Annotated in this window: 19 protein-coding genes; 5 read left to right on the plus strand and 14 right to left on the minus strand. The window is 67.6% G+C overall.

Annotated features, from left to right (window positions below; translation table 11 throughout):
• The first annotated feature begins 228 nt into the window (after positions 1 to 228).
• The 3 genes from EDF53_RS04010 to EDF53_RS04015 are packed head-to-tail and all read left to right on the plus strand — an operon-like array spanning position 229 to position 4,186.
• A complete protein-coding gene (locus tag EDF53_RS04010; RefSeq protein ID WP_123292380.1) occupies positions 229 to 2,748 on the plus strand; it encodes a DUF262 domain-containing protein in 2,520 nt (839 codons plus the stop codon).
• Complete coding sequence (locus tag EDF53_RS19210; RefSeq protein ID WP_185020937.1) at positions 2,745 to 2,903, plus strand: hypothetical protein; 159 nt, start codon at positions 2,745 to 2,747, stop codon at positions 2,901 to 2,903. The genes EDF53_RS04010 and EDF53_RS19210 overlap by 4 nt, the downstream gene beginning before the upstream one ends.
• Before the next feature lie 23 nt (positions 2,904 to 2,926).
• Positions 2,927 to 4,186: a hypothetical protein gene (locus EDF53_RS04015; RefSeq protein ID WP_123292820.1), complete on the plus strand. Its 1,260-nt coding sequence runs from the start codon at positions 2,927 to 2,929 to the stop codon at positions 4,184 to 4,186.
• Between the two features lie 1,033 nt (positions 4,187 to 5,219).
• Here the strand turns inward: EDF53_RS04015 and EDF53_RS04020 are convergent.
• From EDF53_RS04020 to EDF53_RS04050, 7 genes are all read right to left on the minus strand, one after another.
• Complete coding sequence (locus tag EDF53_RS04020; protein WP_123292381.1) at positions 5,220 to 7,538, minus strand: DEAD/DEAH box helicase family protein; 2,319 nt, start codon at positions 7,536 to 7,538, stop codon at positions 5,220 to 5,222.
• Positions 7,535 to 9,298, minus strand: a complete 1,764-nt coding sequence (locus EDF53_RS04025; RefSeq protein WP_123292382.1) for a site-specific DNA-methyltransferase — start codon at positions 9,296 to 9,298, stop codon at positions 7,535 to 7,537. The genes EDF53_RS04020 and EDF53_RS04025 overlap by 4 nt, the downstream gene beginning before the upstream one ends.
• A gap of 791 nt (positions 9,299 to 10,089) precedes the next feature.
• Positions 10,090 to 11,643: a PTS transporter subunit EIIC gene (locus tag EDF53_RS04030; protein ID WP_123292383.1), complete on the minus strand. Its 1,554-nt coding sequence runs from the start codon at positions 11,641 to 11,643 to the stop codon at positions 10,090 to 10,092.
• A gap of 46 nt (positions 11,644 to 11,689) precedes the next feature.
• A complete protein-coding gene (murQ, locus tag EDF53_RS04035) occupies positions 11,690 to 12,613 on the minus strand; it encodes an N-acetylmuramic acid 6-phosphate etherase (protein ID WP_123292384.1) in 924 nt (307 codons plus the stop codon).
• Between the two features lie 8 nt (positions 12,614 to 12,621).
• Positions 12,622 to 13,527 carry a MurR/RpiR family transcriptional regulator gene (locus EDF53_RS04040; protein WP_123292385.1) on the minus strand — a complete coding sequence of 302 codons (906 nt, stop codon included), beginning with the start codon at positions 13,525 to 13,527 and terminating at the stop codon, positions 12,622 to 12,624.
• A gap of 187 nt (positions 13,528 to 13,714) precedes the next feature.
• Positions 13,715 to 14,302: a hypothetical protein gene (locus EDF53_RS04045; RefSeq protein ID WP_123292386.1), complete on the minus strand. Its 588-nt coding sequence runs from the start codon at positions 14,300 to 14,302 to the stop codon at positions 13,715 to 13,717.
• A gap of 123 nt (positions 14,303 to 14,425) precedes the next feature.
• Positions 14,426 to 15,070, minus strand: coding sequence for an NrtR DNA-binding winged helix domain-containing protein (locus tag EDF53_RS04050; RefSeq protein ID WP_123292387.1), 645 nt, complete (start codon positions 15,068 to 15,070; stop codon positions 14,426 to 14,428).
• 91 nt (positions 15,071 to 15,161) lie between these two features.
• Between EDF53_RS04050 and EDF53_RS04055 the strand changes: the two genes are divergently transcribed.
• On the plus strand, positions 15,162 to 16,103 hold the full coding sequence (locus EDF53_RS04055; RefSeq protein ID WP_123292388.1) for an ADP-ribosylglycohydrolase family protein: 942 nt from the start codon (positions 15,162 to 15,164) through the stop codon (positions 16,101 to 16,103).
• A 181-nt stretch (positions 16,104 to 16,284) separates the two neighbouring features.
• On the opposite strand, the gene EDF53_RS04060 is transcribed toward EDF53_RS04055, so the two are convergent.
• From EDF53_RS04060 to EDF53_RS04075, 4 genes are all read right to left on the minus strand, one after another.
• A complete protein-coding gene (locus EDF53_RS04060) occupies positions 16,285 to 16,761 on the minus strand; it encodes a DUF4395 domain-containing protein (protein WP_123292389.1) in 477 nt (158 codons plus the stop codon).
• On the minus strand, positions 16,758 to 17,222 hold the full coding sequence (locus tag EDF53_RS04065; RefSeq protein ID WP_123292390.1) for a thioredoxin family protein: 465 nt from the start codon (positions 17,220 to 17,222) through the stop codon (positions 16,758 to 16,760). The genes EDF53_RS04060 and EDF53_RS04065 overlap by 4 nt, the downstream gene beginning before the upstream one ends.
• Positions 17,223 to 17,506: 284 nt before the next feature.
• A complete protein-coding gene (locus EDF53_RS04070) occupies positions 17,507 to 17,878 on the minus strand; it encodes a hypothetical protein (protein ID WP_123292391.1) in 372 nt (123 codons plus the stop codon).
• A gap of 18 nt (positions 17,879 to 17,896) precedes the next feature.
• Positions 17,897 to 18,496: a TMEM175 family protein gene (locus EDF53_RS04075; RefSeq protein ID WP_123292392.1), complete on the minus strand. Its 600-nt coding sequence runs from the start codon at positions 18,494 to 18,496 to the stop codon at positions 17,897 to 17,899.
• A 47-nt stretch (positions 18,497 to 18,543) separates the two neighbouring features.
• On the opposite strand from EDF53_RS04075, the gene EDF53_RS04080 reads away from it, so the two are divergent.
• Positions 18,544 to 18,789 carry a DUF1653 domain-containing protein gene (locus EDF53_RS04080; protein WP_185003124.1) on the plus strand — a complete coding sequence of 82 codons (246 nt, stop codon included), beginning with the start codon at positions 18,544 to 18,546 and terminating at the stop codon, positions 18,787 to 18,789.
• On the opposite strand, the gene EDF53_RS04085 is transcribed toward EDF53_RS04080, so the two are convergent.
• From EDF53_RS04085 to EDF53_RS04095, 3 genes are read right to left on the minus strand one after another with little or no spacing between them, the layout of a single operon-like run.
• Positions 18,762 to 20,126: a hypothetical protein gene (locus EDF53_RS04085; protein WP_123292393.1), complete on the minus strand. Its 1,365-nt coding sequence runs from the start codon at positions 20,124 to 20,126 to the stop codon at positions 18,762 to 18,764. The genes EDF53_RS04080 and EDF53_RS04085 overlap by 28 nt on opposite strands.
• Positions 20,123 to 20,836, minus strand: coding sequence for an ABC transporter ATP-binding protein (locus tag EDF53_RS04090; protein WP_123292394.1), 714 nt, complete (start codon positions 20,834 to 20,836; stop codon positions 20,123 to 20,125). The genes EDF53_RS04085 and EDF53_RS04090 overlap by 4 nt, the downstream gene beginning before the upstream one ends.
• Complete coding sequence (locus tag EDF53_RS04095; RefSeq protein ID WP_185020938.1) at positions 20,833 to 23,208, minus strand: protein kinase domain-containing protein; 2,376 nt, start codon at positions 23,206 to 23,208, stop codon at positions 20,833 to 20,835. Before EDF53_RS04095 ends, EDF53_RS04090 begins: the two co-directional genes overlap by 4 nt.
• Positions 23,209 to 23,488: the final 280 nt, after the last annotated feature.

Consider the following 23,488-nt stretch of genomic DNA (forward strand, 5'->3'; position numbering starts at 1 on the left):
CGTCCCCTGGACGGGCAGTGCTGAACCATCCTCGTGGATGTCGGGCCGACTCGGGAACACCAGTTCTGGGGTGCTCGAGAACGCCACTTGTATGTTATTAATACGTTACACATCAGCAGAACCTCTTGCGGCTTTCCGCCGAAGTGCAGCCATCAGGGCAGGCCGCGCCGGTCATTGTCGAGAGGCGCTCGGTTCTGTCCCTAGGATTTCGATGACGGAGGACCATACATGGACGTACGTGAAACCACCCTGCAGGAACTGCTCGGCGGACCCAAGCAGTACCTGGTGCCGCTCTACCAGCGGCCCTACGCGTGGGAGGTGCGTCAGCGGAAGCGCCTGTGGAGCGACATCCTCGAACTCGCCGAGGCCCGCCGGACGAATCCGAGCGCGACGCACTTCATGGGCTCACTCGTGCTCTCGACCGGCGCGATCGTGCCGACCGGCATGGAGTTCCTCGTCGTCGATGGCCAGCAGCGACTGACAACGTTGTCGATCCTGCTGTGCGCGCTCCGGGACTACCTCCGGGTGCACCAGACCAACGCGCCGATGCTTGCCGAGAGCATCCACGAGCAGTACATCGCGGACCGCTTCAAGCCCGGCGACGCCCGGCTGAAGCTCCTGCCCACGCAGGCGGATCGTGACTCTTTCCGAGCCGTCGTCGACGGCGCAGTCGGTGCCGATTCCACGTCCGGGGTGGGCGACGCATACTCGTTCTTCCGTCGCGAGCTCGAGCTCGCCGACGACCCGGACGATCCCCACGACATCGAACGGATCCGCGAGGCCGTCCTCGGCGGTCTGAGCTTTGTGTCCATCACCGCTCGCGACGAAGACAACGTCTACCGAATCTTCGAGTCGCTCAACAACACGGGTCTCCGACTGACGCAGGGTGACCTCGTCCGCAACTACCTGTTCATGCGACTCGGCTCCCGTGGGGAGTCCGTCTACTCGTCGTGGTGGCTCCCGATGCAGCGCCGGCTCAGCGTCAACGACCTCGAGCTGATCTTCTGGCTCGACGCTGTCGCGGACGAACCGCTGCTGAAGCAGGGCGACATCTACAGCTACCAACAGGCGCGGCTTGCCAAGATGAACGACGAGCAGATCCTCGCGGAGATCGAACGCTTCAGCCGTTTGTCCGAGCATCTCGAGGTGATCCGGGAGCCTTCCCGCGAGTCTGACCCGGGTATTCGCAAGCACCTGCAGCACCTGGCGGAGTGGGGATCGACGACCACCGTGCCGCTCACCCTTCGGCTCCTCGCGCGGCGCGCCGCCGGCACCGGCAGTGCGGAGCAGGTCGGGGGCGCGCTCGCAGCTGTCGAGTCCTACATCGTTCGCCGGACCATCGGCGGGCGCTCGGGCCAGGGCCTGAACCGGACAATCCTGCAGGCGTGCGGCGTCCTTGATGATCGACCGGTCGACCATGTTCTCGTCGACTACTTCTCGACCGGGCGAAAGTACTTCTCGACCGACGACCAGATCCGCGACGCGGTCCGCACCCAGCCGTTCTACCTGCGTGGTCTGCGGACCCAGCAGAAGCTGATCCTGAAGTGGGTGCAGGAGGAACTCAACGCGAAGGAACCCGTTGACGTCGAGAAGTCGACGATCGAGCACATCTTGCCGCAGACGCTCACACCGGAATGGCGTGCCGCACTCGATGTCGAGCTCGCCGACGACGAGACCGTCGACCTGGTGCACGAGCAGCTTGTTCACTCGCTCGGAAACCTGACCCTCACCGGCTACAACTCCGAGCTCAGCAACCGACCCTTCCCATCGAAGCAGGACGACTACCGGAAGAGCAGCTTCAGCGGTCTGAATCGACTTGTCCTCGAGGGTTCGACGTGGGGACGCGCGGAGATCCTTGCTCGTGGTGAATGGTTCGCTGAACGGATCGTCGAGCAGTGGACCGGCCCGAACGAACGGCTGCAGTCATCCGACACCGGCCGCGACTGGTCGCTCGTGCACCAGGCGATCATGGCCATCCCAGCCGGCCACTGGTCGTCCTACGGTGATGTCGCTGCTCTCGTCGGCACGCACCCGGTCCCGCTCGGCGTCCATCTGGCGAGTCACGAAGTCATCGGCGCACACCGGGTCCTGCAGGGCGGCGGCACGATCTCGCCCGGGTTCCGTTGGGCGGACCCGGCCGACGAGCGTGACCCTCGAGCGGTGCTCGAAGAAGAGGGGCTGCGGTTCTGGGCCAACGGCGCCGCTGACGAGGCGGCCCGTCTCTCGACCGCGGCGCTCGCCGAGCGAGTCGGCCTCGTCGCCGATGGACTCAACGGGACGGATGCGGTGTCAGACGGGACCTTCATGGGACAGCTCTCCAGCGCGAACCCTCCGACGACGGTCCATGCGGTCTCCGAGCTCTTCGCCGCGTGGAAGGAACTCGGCGGGACTGTCGAGTTCGGGTCGAACCGGGAGAGCAGCGCATTCATGACGGCACCGCGTCGTTCCGAGGAAGGCCCGTCGCACTGGCCCTTCGCGATCTACCCGATCTCCGGAAGTGTCGAGGTGGTGTTCCAGCACCTACGAGTCCGCCCGCCGTTCGATGACCTTGCCCTGCGCCAAGAGTTCCGTAGCCGGCTCAACGCCGTGCCAGGGATCGACCTGGCGGCCAACAGGATTGACAAGCGGCCGTCGTTCCCGATCGACGTGCTCACCGCCACCGCTGCCCGTGAGCAGATCGTCGAGGCGCTGCGGTGGTTCGTCGACCAGGTCGCCGGTCCGTCAAAGCGCGAGGGGGCAGCCGCATGACCATGACCGCACCCGACCTCGCCCGAGAGCTTCGCATCGACCCGAAACGCCTGCGCGCTTTCATGAGGCGAACCGCAACTGATCACCGCCTCGGCAATCAGTGGGCCATCGACGACGTCTTGGCAGACAAAGCCCGCGAGTACTTCCTCAAATGACAGACCCAGACCAGGAGCACACGATGGACGATCAGATCGAGATCATCAGCGACGGTGACGGTCTCGCCGTCCTTGGTGAACCGAGAGCCGTTGAACAGTTCCTCCGGAGCGAGGGGTTGAGCGGTGACCCGACGGGCACGAGCTCGGAGATGCCGCTCGGCGCCCTCGGAAGTCTCGGCCAGCTAGCAGCCGCCGGCATGGCGAGCTCGGGGCGCTGGGTGCAATTGACAGAGGAGTCAGCCGCGATCGCCCGGCGGTTCCCGCTGATGAAGAACAGCGAGACCGGACTGATGATGGGGATCGCCCGTTCATCGACCGGCCAGACGAACCACATCCTGCAGTTCGCGTCGGTCGGTTCAATGCTCAACCCCACCACCATCGCCAGCATCGGCACGATGATGAACCAGATGGCGTTGCAGAAGTCGATCGATGAACTGGGCGACTACCTCGCGGAGATCGATGAGAAGGTCGAGGACGTCCTCCGCAATCAACAGGACGCAGTTCTCGCCGACATGATCGGTGTCGACTTCGTCATCGACGACGCCATGACGGGTCGCGCCTCGTCTGGACGAGTCGATGAGGCGACGTGGTCGAAGATCCAGGGGACATCCGCCACGCTCGCTCGCACGCAGGCGTATGCGCTTCGGCAGCTCGACGGTCTTGCGAACAAGCTTGAGAAGAAGATGAAGCTCGGCGAGCTCGCGGATGCGACTGAGGCAATCGAGCCAAAAGTACGCGAGTGGCTTGCCGTTATTGCGCACTGCCTGCAGCTGCAGGACACGCTCGACGTACTCGAGCTCGACCGGGTCCTCGACGCGGCGCCTGAGGACGCGACGCAGAAGCGACTCGCGCTCCGCGCGATTCGAGAAAACCGCTTGACACGAATCTCCGGCAGTACGGGCACACTCATTGAGCGCATGGACGCCGCGGTCGCGCGAGCGAACGGCAGAGTCCTGTTGCAGCCGCTCCCCGCGCAGGCTGTCGTCCGAGCTAGCAACGAGGTCGGCTCAGCCGTCGGACAGTTTCACCAGCGAGTCGGCCTCGGGAGCGGGCACACCGGTAAGGATGCGAAGCGGTGGCTCGAAGCGGTCGGTGAGTTCCGCGACAAGGCGATCGAGGACGGCGCGGATGGTCTGGACACCGCACGGGCATTCGGCGCGTCGGCGCTCGAGCGTGCGCGGCTCGCTACGGGAAGGGTCGCGGCGGACATCGCTGAGCGAGCGCTCCGTGATCGGCAAGACGATGACGCCGTGAAGCCGGAGAAGCGGAGAGGCGACCAGTAGGTCATTTCCCGTGTGAATTGGTCGGCTTCAGGCGTGAATGTTGCGACTCACGCTGGCGTCCTCCAGCTTGCCATCGATCGGGGTCTTGTAAACGGCGTACAGATCGACTGCTGCGGCGGTCACCCGCTTGTGGCACGCGTCCACGTGGTCCTCGGGCCAGGTCGCGCGGGCCTTCCTCGACTGGCCGGCACGAAGTCCAGCAGCGGGGCGCCGTCCTGCCGGCAATTTCGCGGGTGATGCCGACCAGGCCGGTCAGCTCAGCTCCTTCGAGCCGCGCTGGCGGGCCTGACTCAAGGCCAGACAGGTGCGCCGGCACTAAACGTGGTGGCCCTCGAATCGGGCCTCGTCCGCGGCCAGCCGCGCCAGTTCTGGTTCGACAACGACGGGAGCTGCTCGACGAACGCCTTTCGGGCGCAGCCACGATCGCAGCATCGGAAGACGCCTTGCCGCCACACGGCCGGCACCTGTGTCGCCCCGGGCACGTCACGGAGCAGTCGACACCGATCCCCACGACCGGTCACGACCCTTCGCACGACGAGCATCCGACCGGAGCCCCGGCACTCGGGACCGTCAAGATGAGTGGCTCGTTACGACGCTCGACGTGCTCAACATGGACGCCATCGAAGCCGACCACCGCGCCGCAGTGGGGACATCGGCAGATGACAAAGCCCGTGCAAGCATCCCCGAAGTATCGTGAGACACGTCGAGGTACTCGTTCTGGAACAGCGGTCGAAGCTACTGATCTTCGAGTGACCTCGACCCTAACCCGCTCAACATCACCCGGCGCGCCTCACCCCACCAAGTGTCCGGAGAGCCAGCTAACTGGTGTGCATAAGGCAAGCGACCGTTCGAGCAAAAATCGCGATAAGCGACGGCACGAATGTCTTCCAGTGTCTACACGGTACGGGTGGATGTCCAATGTCGACTCTAGTGCCGGTTGGATGGTTTGCCGACGTTGTCTCGGCAGCCCGGTAACCTGGCTCAATAGTTGGTCTCGCCGAGGCGAAAGAGAGGCTACAGGTCCTCCTCGCGGTCAGCTCGGAGGCGCTGGTGGTGGCGGCGCGAGCCTTAGCAACGCGTCTTCGACCGAACTTAGGTGTTCAGGAGCCGGCGCCCTGTTCGAGCGGGGACGCACAAGTGTGTATCCGTCGGTGTCTACAAGACTGTGGAAGTCGGCGCTCACCGTCCCCCGTGTAAACAATGCTATTTTAGGCTTCTCCACTGTAAGCAACTTGCCGCGCACTTTCTCCTCGAGGATGTGCTTGCCCGTCGGGTCGAGGGCAAAGCACTTGCCGTCAACCCACCAGAGGAAGTCGGGATAGAAGGTGCTGGACGTGCCGACTTTGACGGGCAGCAGGATTCCGTAGCCGTCGCCGCGCGCAGGGTTTCGCATCCAAACCCCGCGGTTCAGCGAATCAAGCACCTTCGCGAACGCCAGCTCTTCGGCGTTGAACTGGTTCTGCGCGTACTTAGCATGCACCGCGTTATTGAATGAGTAGAACTTGTCGGACGTCGGCGTGTAAGCGGACGGACTCCAGGTCTCCTCCCCGTAGATCTCATTCGGCACGAGGTCGACAGTTGATTCGAAGGCGTCGGCCATTGCGGACGCACGTTCCGACAGAATACCCTGCGCAGTCGATCCGCTACACGACCATTGCTCGTATGCAGGCCCCGTGAAGAGTTCTGGCTCCAGCAGGTGCGCGCAGTGCCGGGAGCGGAGCTGCACCCGCCTTCGCAGGTATTCCCCGTTCTTCCGGCGCATGCTGGCCGCGATCTGCTCGTACTTCGTAGTGTCCTCCTCGCCGCGAAGGGAGATCTTCTGGATCATTTTGCGCCCCTTGGCTGCCAGATGCTCTTCGGCGAAGATGGCCTGTGAGAGGACCCGAATTTTCTTCTTCTCCGCCTCGAGCTCGGCTTCGCCTAGGACGTACTGAGGCAATGAAATATCCGCCTCGATATCCTGCTTCACCGGCACTGGCTGGAGCGGATCCTTCCGGGTCCTAATGCGGATCGCCGGATCCGCATCTGAGCCCGCCTCGTCCGCGGCGTACAGCGCGAGCTCGGCTTTCAATCCCTCCACGATGCCGTCGAACGTCCGATTGGGCACGCGGACGAAGAGCGTCGACGTGTTGAGTCGGTCATCCGCGTAGTGGCGCGCTGCCGGCTGGCGAAGTGCTCTGCCGATTACCTGAGCTATGCGGACGTAGGAATTGGACTCGTCATCGAAGTATTCGATGTACGCCTCAGGATCGTCCCAACCTTCTTGAAGCGCCCGGTTGCAGATGATGTGCGTGTGATGGGGCTGCAGCTCGGCGAGCGATGAAATTCGGACGGCCTCGTCCGGTACGAGCTTCGTCTGCGTGTAGACGGCGATGTTCTCCGCATCCACGCCGCGAGCACGAAGGTGCTCCCAGATGGCGACGGGCCTGGAAATGATCTCGTCCTTGCGCGGATTCGATCTCTCCACGATATACAGCGCCTTCGGATTGAGCCCTGATCCGCTGCTAGCTGCCGCCTCCGAAAGCTCTCCATGGAGCGCTACTGCCGCGTCGAGCAGCTGGTCGGGGTCCGAGTCGAAGTTCTCGACCATGATGGTGTGTTTGAGCAGTTCATTCTCGACCACGTCTTTGGTCAGGATCCGGTATCGCCCGCGCGCCGCGATCTCGCTTGCTCGCGCGTCGTCTTCAACGACTTCCGCGAAACGCTCGAACTGTCCGCCGGCAGGCGGCGTCGCTGACGCGAGAAGGAACCCGACCGGCTTCAACCCGATGAGCTGCTCGAGCTGCGTCGGCGTCTGATTGTGGCTCTCGTCGTAGACCACCCAGAGCGGCCGCTGCGGAAGCGAGCGCAGCTGGTCCCACGGAGACCGTTCTCCGCCCCAATCCCTGTGAGGGCGGTGCATGTTCAGCCGCGCGCTTTCGCTGCCCTCGGAGTCCGCGTACTCGGCTTCGTTCCAGGACCCTACGGTGGTGACCCAAATGGTGAGCCCGGCCGTTGACTCCAGAAGCTCCTCCCACTCGGACTTACTCGGCCGTTCGCGCACTACCCGCGTGCCTGCGGGAAGCAGGTGTGAGTACTTGCCGTTCAGGTTCCGGTAGGTCTGGTCCGCGACCGCGCTGGACTTCGAAGTCCAGAGCACGATGGCGGGCGTGAGGTCCGCGACGACCCTTGCCAGGATCGGAGTCTTGCCTGCGCCGGTAACCGCTTTCAGATGCCCGACGAAAGGAATTGGAGTCTTGCCGAGGTACAGCGGGCCGTCGTCGACGAAGTACTGCACCCAGTCCGCTGCAGCTTCGGCGATCTGATTAGCCGCCGTCTCCTGAAAATCGAACAGTCGCAACACGTTGCTCATAACTTCTCCCCCTCGAACTGCGTCGTCGTCTCCTCTTCGATCTGAAGCGCGGCCAGGATCTCGTCCGGAATCTGACAGAAGACGAACGACTTTGTCTCGCTGATGTTGCAGGTTGTGCCGTAGATGCGCAGCGGCGTCTTCAGTCCCAGCTCGCTCGCTTCGGCGAGCGCCTCGTTAATGACGGCCGCGTTCACTTGACTGTTCGCGGTTCCGTACCAAACGAGCGCGAGCGCCTCGCCCCGATGGTTGGCGCCGATGACCCACTTCTTTCCGCCGACGCGCCGGATGCCTGACCTTGTGCCAGACCGGTCCGTCTGACAAATGACGGCGGTGATTTTGTCTTTCTCCAGGCTGAGGATGGCGTCGCGGTCCAACTGAGCGCCGGCCGTGAGGAACGAGAAGCCCGTCTCGAAGCCGTCGAGCTCGATCGCGGCCTTCAATCGCGGAGCGGTCAGAGTGCGGGCGTAGCGGTCCTCTTGGTTTCCCTCCTCGACGAGAACGAAGCGCCGGCGCCCGCCGTCACGCGCGTTGAGGCTCATGACGGCATCTCCGGTGGAGCCGCTGCCGGCGAAAGCGTCCAGAACGAGCGCGTCTTTCGAGCCCGCGGCGCCGACGAGCAGCTCCATGAGCTCGACGGGCTTCGCATAACGGAAACCATCGAAGTCTTCGCCAAACAGCTGCTTCAGCCTGTAGCTCCCTGCCCGCGCGTCGAGATCGATGACGCTCCGGAGAGTGCCCCGGAAATCCTCGAGGTAGTCCTTCATCTGGACGATTTGGTCGTGCCGCCTGGGGAAGACCACCCGGCCCTCATCGATGTAACGCTGCATTGTCTGTGGAGCGAAACGGTAGCCGTTCACGGGCATGCGGTACGTTCCCCGCCCGGTAGGGCTGTCAACCACTCCAGACTTCGTCACACCATACTCGTAGCCGCCTTTCTTCGGGTTGTGCACCCTGTACGCGACCTGATACGGCCCCTTGGCGTCGAGGTGCGTGTATCGCGCGAGTCGCCCGAGGGTCTCGCGTCCGTTTCCTCGTACGAGCGACCCCCAAGCCTTTGCCCGCGCATCCAGCTCGGGCTCGCTCTTTAAGATCTTGGCGTATTCGTCCAGCAAGGTGTCGCGCGTCTCGTCTGCGGGCGTCGTCCACGCCTTCGCCACCTCGGCCGAGTTCTTCGCATAACAAACGACATATTCATGCTCGATTTGGATCCTCGACGGGTTGTTGTCCGCCGAGCCGCGCCAGGTGATCACGCCGATGCGGTTCTTCTCCTCGAAGATCTCGTCCATGACCATGAGCAGGCGACCGAGCTCGATGTCGTTGATCGAAACGAAGATGACGCCATTTTCGGCCATCAGCGACTTCATGGCGACCAGCCTGGGTGCCATGTAATTCAGCCACTTGGTGTGTCTGCCACCGTCGACGTTCGAAACGTAGACCGAGTCGGCTCCGTCGGCGTCAGGATCCTGGAAACGCGCATCGCTGTAACGGAAGTCGTTGCCTCCGCGGTTGTAAGGCGGATCGATATAGACGACGTCGACCGACTCGGAGTACTGGGCTCGGAGCGAGACCATCACCTGGAGGTTGTCCCCCTCGATGACGAGATTGTCACCGAGCTCTGGACGGAACGAAAGGTCGTTCTGCCGCTCGAGCACACGGGGCGCGGGAACGAGAGCCCTGTAGGAACGCCGGCCCTGCCAGTGAAGATGGAGTCCTGCTTCTTCGCGCACGGACTCGGGGTCCGGCCGGTCGTTCTGAGCCATGGGAACAGTTTGGCAGGGCGCACCGACAAGGGCGAGCCGGGCGGACGCTCGCGCCCCGAGGATCGATCTACGTCGCTGGGGGTGCAGTGCGCCGCTGTCCTACCGCACCCGCGTCACACGGCTTCGTCTAGAGCACAGCTTTGGCCTATAGCGGGCGACGCAGACCACGCTCTGCCGCCCGATCACACGCGCTCAGCAGCACGTGTATCGGGTACCGGACGCAAACGGCGAAGACAGTGTCGAGGAGTGCTGCCATGTGTCCCATCGCCGCGCCGTTAGGCGCGGCGACTAGGGTTCTCAGGGAAGCGGACGAAGTGGCGGAAGAGCGCGCTGCAGAGGTCGATCCAAGTGCGGCCGATTCCGAGCTACGTCCGACCGATCGGTGATCCCGGAACGCGTGTTGGCCTCGACCGTGGGCCGCCGTCGAGATGCAAGGAGATGGTGTGCCGCATCGTCCCGGAGTGCCGCGAGGGCTGCGTGCATTCAGCGGGGTTGACTCCTAGCGTGCGACCTCCCGGTAGCGTGCGACCTCCCGGGTCGCGCTAGCGACCACGGCCAGCTGGTCACGCGGCGTGAAGGCAAAATTGACCTCGGGCGTACCGCCGCCGGGTCTCACGCGGCCACTTCCCCCGCCGGGCGACCTCGACGGGCTTCGGCCGGTGGAATGGGGAGGGACGCACTGCGCCTCCAGAAAGTGGCTCCGCCAACATCCGAGCACTGTGACGCGCTCGCCTCAAAGGTCGGACCAGCCAGCGGACCGTGTGCCAGTTACGCGCTCGCGCCCGACCGCGTCAGCGCGCAGCTCCCGCGGAGTCGGCCGGCGTGACCTGGACGTCCAGCGGGGCGTGCGGAGCGACGGGGTCGCCGGACGGTGCAGACGACTGCGCCTCGAGATCGGCTCGCACCGAGTCGGACACCCCGAACAGCAACGTTGCCACGAACCCGACGACGTACGCCACGATGAGCCCCGACCCGTACCCGAGAAGGGCCCACCCGTACCCGGACGAGCCGTTCAGCAGCGGGAGCAGGGACAGGTCTGAGGCGCCGATGGCGATCGCCCCGACGGAGTGCCCGAGCTGGTCGAACAGCCCGACGACACCGCCACCGAACGCCCCACCGATGCAGGCGGTGATGAACGGCCGACCGAGGGGCAGCGTCACACCGTAGATGAGGGGCTCGCCCACACCGAGGAGCCCGGCGGGCAGCGCACCACGGATGGTCCGCACCAGCGAGGCGTTCGAGCGGAACCGCACCCACAGCGCGATGCACGCACCGATCTGCCCGGCACCACCCATCGCCAGCACGGGCAGCAGCACGGTCCACCCGGTCTGGTCGATCAGGGTGGTGTGGATCGGGATGAGCCCCTGGTGCATGCCGGTCATGACGAGCGGCAGGAAGAGTCCTCCGAGCACGAAGCCGGCGAAGGCTCCTCCGTTCGCGAGCAGCCAGGTGGCAGCGGTCCCGATCGCGACGGAGACGACTCCGGCGACGGACATGAGCACGCCGAGCGTGATCGACCCAGCAACGAGGACGGTGACGGTCGGGACGACGATGAGCGCGATGACGTCCGGCGTGACCTTGCGCATGAAGCGCTCGACGTAGGCGGCGAGGATGCCGCCGGCCATGGCGCCGAGCACGCCTCCCTGGCCGGGAGCGAGGGTCTCGCCGAACACGGTCACGTTCGCGACACCGGCCGCGACGATGATGCCGCCGACCGCACCGCCGAGGATGGGCGTGCCGCCGAACTCCTTCGCGGCGTTCATCCCGACGAACACGGCGAGCAGCGAGAGAAACCCGGACGAGAGCACGCCGAGGAACGGCGTGACGCCGGGCAGCCATCCGAGGTTCGTCAGGATGCCGTTGATCCCGGCGATCAGCCCGCAGGCGATCAGCGCGGGGATGAGCGGGATGAAGATCGCGGAGACCTTCCGGATCGCACGCATCGTGCGGCCGTCGGAGCGGGACCGCGCGGAGGCCTTGATCGACGCGCCGCGAGCGGCGAGCTCCTCGGGCGACGCACCGGACGCACCGGATGCATCCGACGCGGCAGCGGCACTGGATGCACCAGCCCCACCAGCCGCGGCCGACGGGGCGGCCGCGCGCAGGGCCTCCAGGTCGTCGGCCACGCGGTCGACGAGACCCGGGCCGAGCACGATCTGCAGGTTCGAGCCGGCCGCCAGCGCGGCCATGACGCCCTCGGTGGACTTGAGCTCGTCGAGCGCGACTGCGTCGGTGGACACGACCTCGACGCGCAGGCGGGTCATGCAGTTCTCGACGTCGGCGATGTTCGCGGAACCACCGACCGAGTCGAGGATCTGCTGGGCGAGTTGCTGTGCATCGGGCATTGCTGTGCTCCTCGGGGGAAAGGAAACGGAAAAGGGGGAAAGAGCTCTACAGCACGGCGCGCAAGGAACCGGAAGCAGCGACGAGGCGCTCACGGGCCGAAGCCGCCGAGGCGCCGGTGAGGATCACGGCGATGGCGGTCTTCACCTCGCCGTCCGAGGTATCGAGCGCCGCCTGGACGTCGGCCGACGGAGCGCCGGTGACGTCCTGCACGAGCGAGAAGGCCCGCGCGACGAGCTTCGCGTTCGTGGCACGCACGTCGACCATGCGGTTGCCGTACGTCTTGTGGCTGCCCACCATCGCGAGCGTGGTGAGCATGTTCAGGACGAGCTTCTGCGCGGTGCCCGCCTTCAGGCGGGTAGAGCCGGCGATGAACTCGGGGCCGACGACGACGTCGATGGCGATGTCCGCCTCCCGCCCCGCGGCCGAGTCGGGGTTGCACGCGACGGAGACCGACAGTGCGGACCGGCGCCGGGCCTCCAGGATGGCTGCGATCACGTAGGGCGTCCTGCCGGACGCGCTGATCCCGACGACCACGTCGTCGGCCGTCAGGCCGAGCGCGTCGAGGTCGCGGACGGCCGCTGCTTCGTCGTCCTCCGCGCCCTCGACGGCGGTGGTCAGGGCGACGTCGCCGCCGGCGATGAGCCCCACCACCTGTGACGGGTCGGTGCCGAAGGTGGGCGGGCACTCGCTGGCGTCGAGGACGCCGAGCCGGCCCGGCGTGCCGGCGCCGACGTAGACGAGTCTGCCGCCGCGCGCGAACGCTGCGGCGATCGAGTCTGCCGCCAGGGCGATGGCCGGGAGGCACGGCTCCAGTGCCGCAGGCACGCTGCGGTCGCCGGCGTTCATGCGCTGGGCAGCTTCCAGCGTGGAGATCGTGTCGATGTCGTCCAGCGAGTGGTCGGTCGCCTCGGTCGTGAGGGCGGCGAGTTCGTCGCGGAGGGCGTCATGGGTTTCGTGCGTCTGGTTCATGGTGGTGCTCAGTTCCGGTGGTGGGTGCGGACGGCGTCGCGGCTGCGGGCGAGGAGCGGCTGGGACCGCTCGTCGGTGCGCTGTGCGACGACGATGAAGAGGGCGTCGACGATGGCGAGTTGGCTCATGCGGCTGCCCATCGCTGCGGGGCGGAGGGCGCTCTCGGCACCGGCGACACCGAGCAGGACGTGGTGGGCCGTGGTGGCGAGCGGGGCGTTGGCGTGGCCGGTGATCGCGACGATCGTCGACCGCTGGGCTGCGGCGGCGTGGGCGACCTCGAGGGTCTCGGTGGTGGAGCCCGAGTGGCTGACGAGCACCAGGACGTCGTGCTCACCGATGACGCTCGCGAGGGTCAGGGCGTTGTGCGGGTCGTCGGCGATCGAGCTCACGATGCCGATGCGTTCGAGCTTGAGGTGCAGGTCGCGGGCGACGATGCCGCTCGCGCCGACACCGTACAGGACGACGCGGCGGGCACTGCTCACGGCTGCGGCCGCTGCTTCGAGGGCGTGCGGGTCGAGCGCGGCGCGGGTGTCGGCCATCACGGCGCGGACGTCCTCGGTGACCTTCGCGATCACGGTGGCGACGTCGTCGTCGACGGCGACCCCGGCGTGGATCTCGGTGTGCTCGCGCTCGTGGATGCCCCGTTCGACGGCCCGGGTCATGCTGCGCTGCAGGCCGGCGAAGTTCGCGAAGCCGAGGTGCTGGGCGAAGCGGGAGACGGTGGCGGGGGAGACGCCCGCGCGGCCGGCGAGCTCGGCGGCGTTCGTGGTGGCTGCTGCCGCCGGGTCCTCGAGGACGGCGTCGGCGATGGCGCGCATGCTCGACGGCATCGTGGCCGACTGGGTGCGGACGAGGGCGAAGGCGTCGGCGCGCTCGACCCGGTCGGGCCGCTCTGACCGCTCGGTGATCGTCATCCCGCTATGAAAGCGTCTTTCGTGCGCGAGCGCCAGGGGTGAAAGTAAATTGCGTGTTACGTCGAGGTGGGCGTGCCGGGTGCGGCGGCGAGGCGCGGTGCAGTTCCGTTTCGCACAACCAAAGTCAGCTCGCGCCGCGGGATCGCGCGGCTCGGATGCGCTTTGGTTGTGCGGGCGGTCGTGCTCGTCAGGCCTGCGGGGCCGGGGATGCCACGACGGTCGCCGCCCGCAGGTACCGCCGCGACCGACGTGCCGCTCGCAGCAGGATCGGCGTCATGATCAGCGCGGTGATGAGCAGTGCTGCGCAGAGGAACCGGGGGAACGCCGAGCCGGAGACGTCGTCGTCCGCGAGCATCGGGAACTGGGCGCCAGCGATGCCGAGGTAGAGCAGGAGGAACTGCGCGAGGGCGAGCGGCTGGTAGGTGGAGAGCAGCCGTGCATGCTCGCGTGCCCGGAGGGCGAGGTCGGACTCGGGTGGCTGGATCGGGCTGCCGGTCTTGATCGCCTGCGTCACCATGCGCTTGCCTGCGGGGGAGAGCCCCGCCGTGGTGGCCTGCATCGCGGTCGACATCCCGATGGTCGTGGCGAGGATCGAGAAGGTACCGGTCAGACCTCCGACGGATGCGCCGAAGCCGACGACGGTGAGGACTGCGACGGCACCCGACTCGGTCGTGGCCAGCGACCAGCCGATGACGGCGCCGACGACGGCTCCGATCAGTGCGAGCAGGGTCGTCCGTCGCCAGGCGCGGCGTGCTGTCAGTTCGAGTTCCCCCATGCCTCCACCCTACGAGCGGATCGCCCGACGGTGACGACGGCCGCGACGATGACGATCGGTGCGACGAACAGCCAGTAGGCGAGTTCGGCGTTCGCGCGCACCCTCGGCGGCCGACCGGTCCCGTCACCCCCGCCGGTACCGCGTCGCCGGCTTCCCCGGCCCGTCCGTCCGCTTCGTGTCCGTGGCGACCAGCTTCGGCAGCATCGCTCGCCGGAACGAGTCCGGCAGCAGGCGCTCGCCGAGGACCGCCTCGTGCAACTGCCGCAGCTCCGACATCGTGAAGGGCTCGTCGAGCAGCCCGTGCGGATCCGGGGCGTCGCTGTAGACGGACCGGAGTCGAGCGACCGCGAACTCGAGGATGTCGTCGTGCCCGTGCACCATCCCGCGCGCCTCGACCACCGGCGTGAGTCGCACCTGGGGCTCGTCCAGGTCGAGAGCACGAGCCGGCACCACGTCGAGGTGCGCCACCGACAGCACCCACCCACGGTCGTCCCGCGAGGGATCGTCGAACACGTGCAGCTGCTCCGGCGCGAGCCCCGTCACGCCCGCCTTCGTGGAGAGTGACCGCAAGACGGCCGAAGCCAGCCGCTCACCCTCGTGCACGAACGTCCCCGGGAGTCGCCAGTCGCCCTCGGTGGCATCGCGGACCTGCACGACGGACAGTGGTCCGCCCGCGGGGACGGTCAGCACCGCGGTGTCCACGGCGACGGAGGGTCGCGGGTAGTCCGTCAGGCGTCGGCCGCTCGCGTCGCGGTACTCGTCGGTCATGCCGGTGAGTTTACGCACACTTGCGCAAACGTGACGAGTGGTGCAGGATCGGTTTTACGCAATCTTGCGCAAACCTGATCCGGAGGTCCACATGACCACCCCGCAGATCCACGACCGAGCAGTCGGTGCCGTCCTCGGCTCCGCCGCCGGCGACGCCCTCGGCGCCGGGTACGAGTTCCGACCGGCAGTGCCCGAGCCGACCCCGATCACGATGACCGGCGGTGGCTCCTTCGGCTGGGCGCCGGGGGAGTGGACCGACGACACGAGCATGGCCGTTCCGATCCTCCGCACGGTCGCCCGCGGCGGCGACCCAGCGTCGGAGCCAGCTCTCGACGGCCTGGTGGCCGCCTGGGCAGCGTGGTCGGTCAACGCGCCCGACGTCGGCATCCAGACGCGCAACGTCCTGACCGGTCTGGAGGCGCGGATCGCCTCCGTCGCGCGGGCTGCGGCCCGCCAGGAGCACGAGTTCAAGGGCCGCTCCGCCGGCAACGGATCGCTCATGCGGACCGCACCGTTGGTGCTCGCCTACCTGCGCGGTGACGTCGGCGAAGAGGAACGGCTCGCCACGACGGCTCGCGCGATCAGCGACCTGACGCACTACGAATCCGACGCGGGGGACGCGTGCGTGCTCTGGTGCGTGGCGATCCGGCACGCGGTGCTGACCGGCGAGCTCGACCTCCTGCGTGGCATCGACCTGCTCGACCTCGACCGTCGCCGACTGTGGGTGGACCGGATCGTCACGGCTGAGCACTCGCAGCCCGTTGACTTCACGGAGTCGAACGGGTGGGTGGTGTCCGCGCTGCAGGCCGCCTACGCCGCGGTGCGCCAGAGTTCCTCGCTCGAGGACGCTCTGGTCCGCGCAGTGCGTACCGGCAACGACACCGACACGGTCGCCGCGATCGCCGGTGGGCTCGCGGGTGCGCTGTACGGAGCATCGTCGTTGCCGGCCCAGTGGCGGGAGCTGCTGCACGGCTGGCCGAACCTGCGCGCCGACGACCTCGTCGCGCTCAGTGAGCAGGCGCTCGCCGTCTGACCGGGCCGGCGTCGGAGGCTGCCGTGGGGGGAGCCTCCGCCGCCGCACAACCGAAGTCGCCTCGAACCGCGGAATCCCGCGGCGCGAGGTGACTTTGGTTGTTCGCCGGGCGGTGGGCGCGACCACGCTGTCGGCGCGGGTGGCGAGGCGGAGGTGAGCCGGGCCTCCCGGTCGACCGCCGTCAGGCGATGCCGCGTCGCGGACGGAAGGCGCCTGAACGGACCAGCCACACGTAGAGCAGGCAGCCGATGCAGACGTCGAACACGGCGTTGAGGAACGCGGCGATCAGGGCGACCGCGGCGCCGATCGGGGCTGCGTACGGCACGCCGAGCAGGGCGAGGAGCAGCGCCACAGCGGTGACGAACAGGCCGACCTGCTGGGCGAAGGTCGGAGGTTCAGGAGCCTCGAGCTCGGCGGGCGGGGCGAGCCTCGGCCGGACGAAGCGACGGAAGAGCGCGCCGTACGGGTGGCGGCGGATGCCGGCGATGCCGCCGATGGCGAAGAGCGCCACGATGACGGCGAGCAGGACGATGCCGACGACCCATGTTGCGGGGATCAGCGTCAGGACGATCGTCAGGGCGAGCAGGACCGTGGTGATCGCGGCGCCGAAGCGCGGGGAGCGCGGGTCGATGCCTGCTGTGGCAGGGGCGGTGGTCATCGGGACTCCTGTGGGCCGGTGAGGACGGTGTCGAGGGCTGCGGCGAGCTCCGGTGGGCGGGGTGGGCCTCCGAAGCGGGTGCGGACGGCGTGGGAGCCGTCGACGAGCAGGACCGTGGGGGTCTGCAGGACGTTGAAGCGCGTGGCGAGGTGCGGGTGCTCGGCGAGGTCGATCTCGAGCCGTTCGACTCCGGCGTGCTGCGCTGCGAGGCTGTCGAGCTGGCGGGCCGTCGCCGGGCAGCGGGCGCAGGTCGGCGTGGAGAACTGGACGAGGGTGGCGCGGGTGCCGAAGGCGGTCGGGGGAGCGATGTCGGCGACGCTGCTGTTGGGGCTGGTCGGCGTGTTGCGCGCGCGACCGGTCTGGGGAACCGCTCGGCCCGTTCTCGTGCGCAGGAGCAGGCCGATCACGGTCGCGAGTGCGAGGACTCCCACCAGGACGGCGACGGCCACGATGACGGTCATGCCGTGACGGTACGTCGTTCTGGTGCGTCCAGGGGCGAACGTGACCGAACGTGACGGTCTCGGAGCGGTCGGACGATCGTGGAGGGGCTCGCGTCCGGAGGTCCGACCGGCCGACCGGGCGGCCGGGCGGCCGGGCGGCCGGTCGCCGGCGCCTAGAATAGGCATACTATTCAAGGCGCCGGGACCGGGACCGGGACCAACACCTGGACCGACGCACATGGCGGCGCGCGGCGGTCGCCGGACGCGGTGGACCGGCGACGTGACGCGGGCGGGCTCGCGTGTCGTCAGAGCGCGGCGCGCGCCCGGTCGATCCGCTCGATGAACGCTCGAACGCCCCAGATGATGAAGGTCAGGCGCTGCCCGTCCTGCAGCACGACCTGCATCTGCCGCGAGACGTTGCGTGAGGTGTCGTGAAGCTCCGCGATGGAGTCGAGCGGGATGCCGAACGTCGGCCGGACGAAGTTGAACGGGTGCGCGCGGAACCAGAGGACCGCGGGGGTCAGGGTGAGTCGGCCTCCCGCGGCTTCGTAGCGGCGCATCCCGAACCGGCCGGGTGCCGCGATGGACCGGGCCAGGCCGGCCTCCGCTGCCGCTTCGTCGATGACGAAGTTCGCGTTCTTGCGTGCCAGTACGGTCTCCGCGTCCCCCAGGCCCATGCGCTGACCGTACCGCGCTCAGACGCGGCGCAGCAGCCGAGCGACGGTGCCCTGCAGCACGAGGAGCAGGGCCCAGAGAAGGCCGATGCTCGGGAACACCACCGACAGGACCAGAGCGAGCGACAGCAGCCCGGCGGCGATGAGCCCCCGCGCCGAGTCGCCCAGCGGCGTGGAGAGCAACTCGGGGTTCCGCCGGAGCACGAGTTCGATGCCGGTGAGCGCCAGGCTCGTCACGACCATGCTGCCGAGGTACAGCGCGTGTGCCACCCGGTCGTCGTTCTCGCCGCTGTTGAGCAGGTTCGCGGCGAAGGGCAGGAACACGATGCTGATGAGCCACACGAAGTTCAGCTGCATGACCCGGGCGTTGTAGGAGCGGACGTGCTCGAAGACCTGGTGGTGGAGGATCCAGAACCGCGAGATCAACCAGAACGTGATGAGGAACTCGAGCAGGGCGGGCCAGTGCTCCCGGAGGAGGTCGCCGGCGCTCTCGCCCGAGGACATCTCGCTCGCGATGTCGACCAGCGGCAGGATCAGGAGCGTGATCGCAATGGCGACCGTGGCGTCCGAGAAGTTGACGAGTCGGTCGAGGCCGCGGTCCGTTCGAGCGTGCTCGGTCATGGCCCGAGTGTAGGAGCGCTCTGCCACCCGGCCCTAGCATCGCGGGTGTGAGCGACGACGTGACTCCTGGCCGGTACCGCCACTTCAAGGGCAACGACTACGAGGTGCTGCTCGTGGCCCGGGACGTCGAGACCGAGGAACCGGTGGTCGTCTACCAAGCGCTGTACGGCGAGCGGGGGCACTGGGTTCGTTCGCTCGCTGACTTCACGGCGCACGTGACCCGCGACGGGTACGACGGGCCGCGGTTCGTGCCCGTCGGCGACGGTCAGGTGCGTTCGACACCTCCGCGATGATGGCGACGGCGGTGGTGGAGAACGACTCCGACGAGCTCGCTGCACACGAACACCGCCGCAGTGCCGAGCGTCGCCGTGAGAGCGGAGACGAGTGGCACGGTCGGGTCCACGGCCGCGATCCACGAGGCATCCACGCCGCTCGCGAACGCGACCAGGGCCACACCGAGGGCCGCACCGAGCCCGATCAGGGACCCGCTTGCGCCGATCGCGACAGCTGCCACGGAGAGCGTGGTGATCGTGCCGCCCTGGGTGGAACCGACGTGCCTGAGCGTGGTGAGGTCGCTGCCGGTCCCGCGGCTCTGTGCGAGCGCCGAACCCACCGATGCTGCGGCAGCGATGCAGAGCGCCGGACCGAGTGTGAGCCCGAGTTCGACCAGGCCCGCTCCGGCCCGTTCGCTCGCCATGCTGCTCGCGACGGTTGCGGTCATGGTCCTCGTGACCGTCAAACCGACCCCGGCTGCGACGAGCGTCGTGAGCGCACCGAACAACCCGATTCGGGCTCGGGCCAGGCAGAGTCCGATGAACGGCGAGAGCGGACCGGAACGCAGGAGGCGAGCGGCGATCCCGACCATGGTCTGGGACGCGTCCGAGGCGACGATGGCTGCCGCGCCGACGAGCCCGAAGCCAGCGGCGGACATCACGATGAGCGGACCGTCGGACGAGTCGAGCACGGTCAGGCGGCTGGCAGCTGTCTCGTCTCCGGCGCCGCTCGCCACCCTCATCAGGTGCGGCGCGAACGCAACCGCGAGCACCGAGGGCGCCACGAACAACGCTGCCACCGTGAACGCACCGACCGCCCTCCAGGCACGACCGGACCGGACGACGGCGAACCGGCCAGATCGGAGCCCACTCCACCAACCTGCTGCACAGACGACCGCGAGCAGACACGTGATCACACCGCTCGGGACGCCGCCTGAACGAGGAGCCGTCACGCCGAGGACCTCCGCCAGACCGACGACCCAGCTCGTCCGGAGCCGTTGTTCGACCACGACAGCGAACAGCACGGCGACGACCGCTGCGGAGGAGACGACCACGGCTCCGAACGTCCAGAACGTCATCCAGCTCGTGCCCAGTGCTCGAAGGCACCGCGTCTCCGGAAGCAGCGAGACGGCGAGCCCCCGGGCCGACATGAACGAAGCGACTGTCGAACTGAGCGACGTGAGCTGCATGACCGCTTCGAGTGCTCGTGCGGTGTCCGGGTGGGCGCCCGCGAGATCGAGCCCGCCGCCGACCACCACTCCGAGTCCGATCACGGCGGCGACCACCGTGATCACGAACCCGAGCGCCGGACGGAGATCAGCGCGAACCGTGCGAGCCAGAGCGAGGAGAGCGATCACGAGGGCACCGTCATGAGGCGGCGGACCTGCTGCTCGGTCGGACGATCGAGCAGCGCTGTCGTCCGGCCGTCGACCAGCTGAACGATCCGGTCGGCGTCCGCTGCCAGCTGGAAGTCGTGGGTGACGGCGACCACTGTCCTGCCCGAGGTCGCCGCGCTCCGGAGGACTCCACGGACGAGCCCGGCATTCGAGTCATCCAGCGCCGTGGTCGGTTCGTCGCAGGCCAGCATCGCCGTACCGGCTGCGCACGCTCGCGCGAGGGCGACTCGCCTCCGCTGCCCGCCCGACAGGTGCTGGACCGGCGTTCGCCGAACGTCACGGTCGAGGTTGAGCGCCGCGCACACCCGTTCCGCGAACGATCGGTCGATCCTGCGAGCGAGACGTTGACCGAGCAGGACGTTGTCGTCGACCGACAGCGCATCGATGAGGTCGTCACCTTGTCGTGCTGCGGCGAACACCCGCGCTCGCAACCGTGCTCTGCCGGAGTCCGTGGCAGGGTGCATGCGCGTGTCGCCGAGCAGGACCGAGCCGGTCGCTGGCACCTCGATGCCCGTCACCAGGTCGAGCAGGGTCGACTTGCCGGCTCCGGACGGTCCGACGATGGCGGTCAGGCTGCCGGGCTCGGCGCGGAAGCGCACGTCGCTGATGATCCTGCGGCCGTCTGGACGGATCGAGCGTGCCGAGATCCCGAGGACGGAGAGCGCGATCATCCGTGTCCGCCGCGGAGGAACGACGGGACATCGTGTTGCAGGCCGCGACAACGTTCGAAGTCCTCGATCGCGGCCAGGGCGGTGAGGACGCCTGCTCCGCCATGGCCCCAACCGTCGTCGACTGCTCGGAGATGCTGATCTGGGTAGGCAACCCCGTCAGGAGTCTGGAGCCGGTGCAGCGCGAGACGCCGGCGGTGCTCGTCCAAGCGCGTGGCGACGGACTCGGCATCGAACGGTGCGATCCCGATCTCGCCGACGTCCACGAGGAAGTGGATGAGTCCCGCGCGTCCGTCGAGCAGACCCGAATGCGCGGTGAACTCCGGCGACGCTGCTTCGGCCACGCTGTGGAGCACCGGCAGGAGGTCCCGGTCGGTCGTCACGCGGAACACCTGCACGAGCGCGACCCCGACGCCGGCGGAGCCGGACCCGAGGAAGGGCACGAGTCGGCCGCTGTGACGGAGCTGCCGCCCCCACCCCTGTCGGTGCTCCAGGCGGTGCAGGTCGATCTCCAGCATGCGTCGGGAGGCCTCGACGGCCGCAGCATCATCGTGCAGGCGTCCGTGCAGCGCCAGGAACAACGCAATGCCGGACGGTCCGTTGCGGAGGCCGGCAGGCAGGCGCTGAGCACGGTTGCCGTCGTGGCTGAACTCCGTGAGACGTTCCGCGATCACATCCACGGTGTCCCGGTGGACGCTCCGGGTCGGAGCACTGAGGAGCGCGAGGCCGATCCCCGCGAGCCCGTCCTCGAGATCGACGCGCAGCATGCCGCGGACCTCCTCCCGCAGTCGGGCGAGGAACGCCGGCGTCGTCCTGCCCAGGAGTACCTCAGAAGCCCGGCCGGAGAACAGGCCCGCGCCTGAGGGCGCTTCGCTTGAGAGCGGACCCGGGGGAGTTCTCGTGTCGGGCTCAGACCGTTGCAGCGCAAGTGCGAGGCCGTCCGCTCCGCGCTCGAGGCCGGGCCGGTGCGCAGACCCGGGCGCTTCCCTCCGCGATCTGATCGCGTCCCGGAGCTCGGCAACACTGGGTGGCGTCATCCGCGCAGTGTTCCCGTCCGGCAGGGCAACGCACCGGCCGATGACGCTCCGCAACGCGTCCACTGGCGCGGTCGGGAACCAGACCCGGGCCGCGGCGAGTACTTCATCGATCTTCCCGGGGTCCAGTGGGAAGAGCGTCGTGAGGGGAACGAGTGCGGCGAGGTGCAGGCATGCGATCGCGAACAGATCTCGGTCTGGCCCACGGACCGCGTTCGGCGCGCTGAAGCCCGGTGTCGTTGGCCCGACCGTCCCAGAAGGTTCCCCGACTGTGCACGATTCGAAATCGATCAGCCGCGCGGCCGTCGGAGACTCCACGAGCACGTTCCGCGGTGAGATGTCACCGTGGACGGCTCCGAGCGCGTGCAGTCGCTCGACTTGACGCTCGATCGCGCGCACGGCCTGTCGGACGCTCGCTGCGTGTTCGTCGAGCGTCGTGCGGTCAGCCTCGGCGGCGGTGAGCGGGTTCTGCGACATGACTGCGCGGTTGAACGGAGTGCCCGGCACGGGTTCGCTCATCATGAACGCCGAGCCTCCGGAGCGGAACGTTCCGTGGACCCGCGGTGCCACCCCTGAACCTTCCAGGTGTCGAAGGGTCTCGTACTCGTCTTCCACACGACCGGCAGCGTCGCGGCCAGCCTGTTCTCCGACGTACTCGCGCCCCTCCTTGATGACCACTTCGCCGTGCGCGTCGTGCAACGCTCGGTACACGCCGCCAGCGTTGGAGAACGAGTACGCGCCGGAGACGCGCATCCGTGAGAGCGGCTCGTCGACTCCACATGATCGAAGCCGTTCGGCCTCGAGCCAGTTCGGCAGCTCGACCCAGTCGGGCGGGTCGAACACAACCCCTCGGCGGTCCGGCACGAGGGCACCGCTCGGATCTCGGATGGCAGGCTTGCCGTCCCAGTCGGAGAGCGAACGGAACGCTCCGTAGCGAACGTGCACCACGGACTTCCGCCACTGGAGGTCGCCGAGGATCCGTGGCCCGCGACAGTCGCCGAAGATCGCAGCCAGATGGTCGAGCAGCGCTTCGTCGACCGCGGACGCCGGAGGGTAGATCGTCACGAACTTCCCGCTGCTCGTGCGAGGCGCATCCTTGGCGTTGGCTCGTTCGAGGACCGTCCTGGTCGTCAGGTACTTGAACGACCACTCCGCGGTCCTGCAGAAGACGGCAGCCAGCGATCGAACCCGCTCGGCGTCCTGCAGCCGAGCCGACAAGTGGATCTTCCAGCCCTGGTCGGGCGGTCCCCCCTCGGGCTGTCGATGGTGAGTCCAGTCGAGGTCACTCGCCGTCCGCCACCCTGTCCAGTCGCCGCCCAGCCGTGCCCACCCGGTTTCCATCCCGAGATCGTGGCACCGGAGTGTTGACATGTCAAACACTACGTGTGTACGTTCGCAGTGTTCGATCAACGACGAAAGGATGACCGATCATGAACACCCACGATCTGCAGGCCGTCGAGGCCGACACTCCCGAGGACGGCAGCCACATCTTGCTCTCCTCGATCAGCCTCTACATCTGCTGGTAGCTCGAGTACACAGCGAAACGGGTCGGACTCCTGACAAGGAGTCCGACCCGTTCTCGTTCCGTGTCGGCGCTCGCCCCTAGGCTTTCAACGCACCA

Source organism: Curtobacterium sp. PhB78, from assembly GCF_003751685.1.
Lineage (GTDB): Bacteria > Actinomycetota > Actinomycetes > Actinomycetales > Microbacteriaceae > Curtobacterium.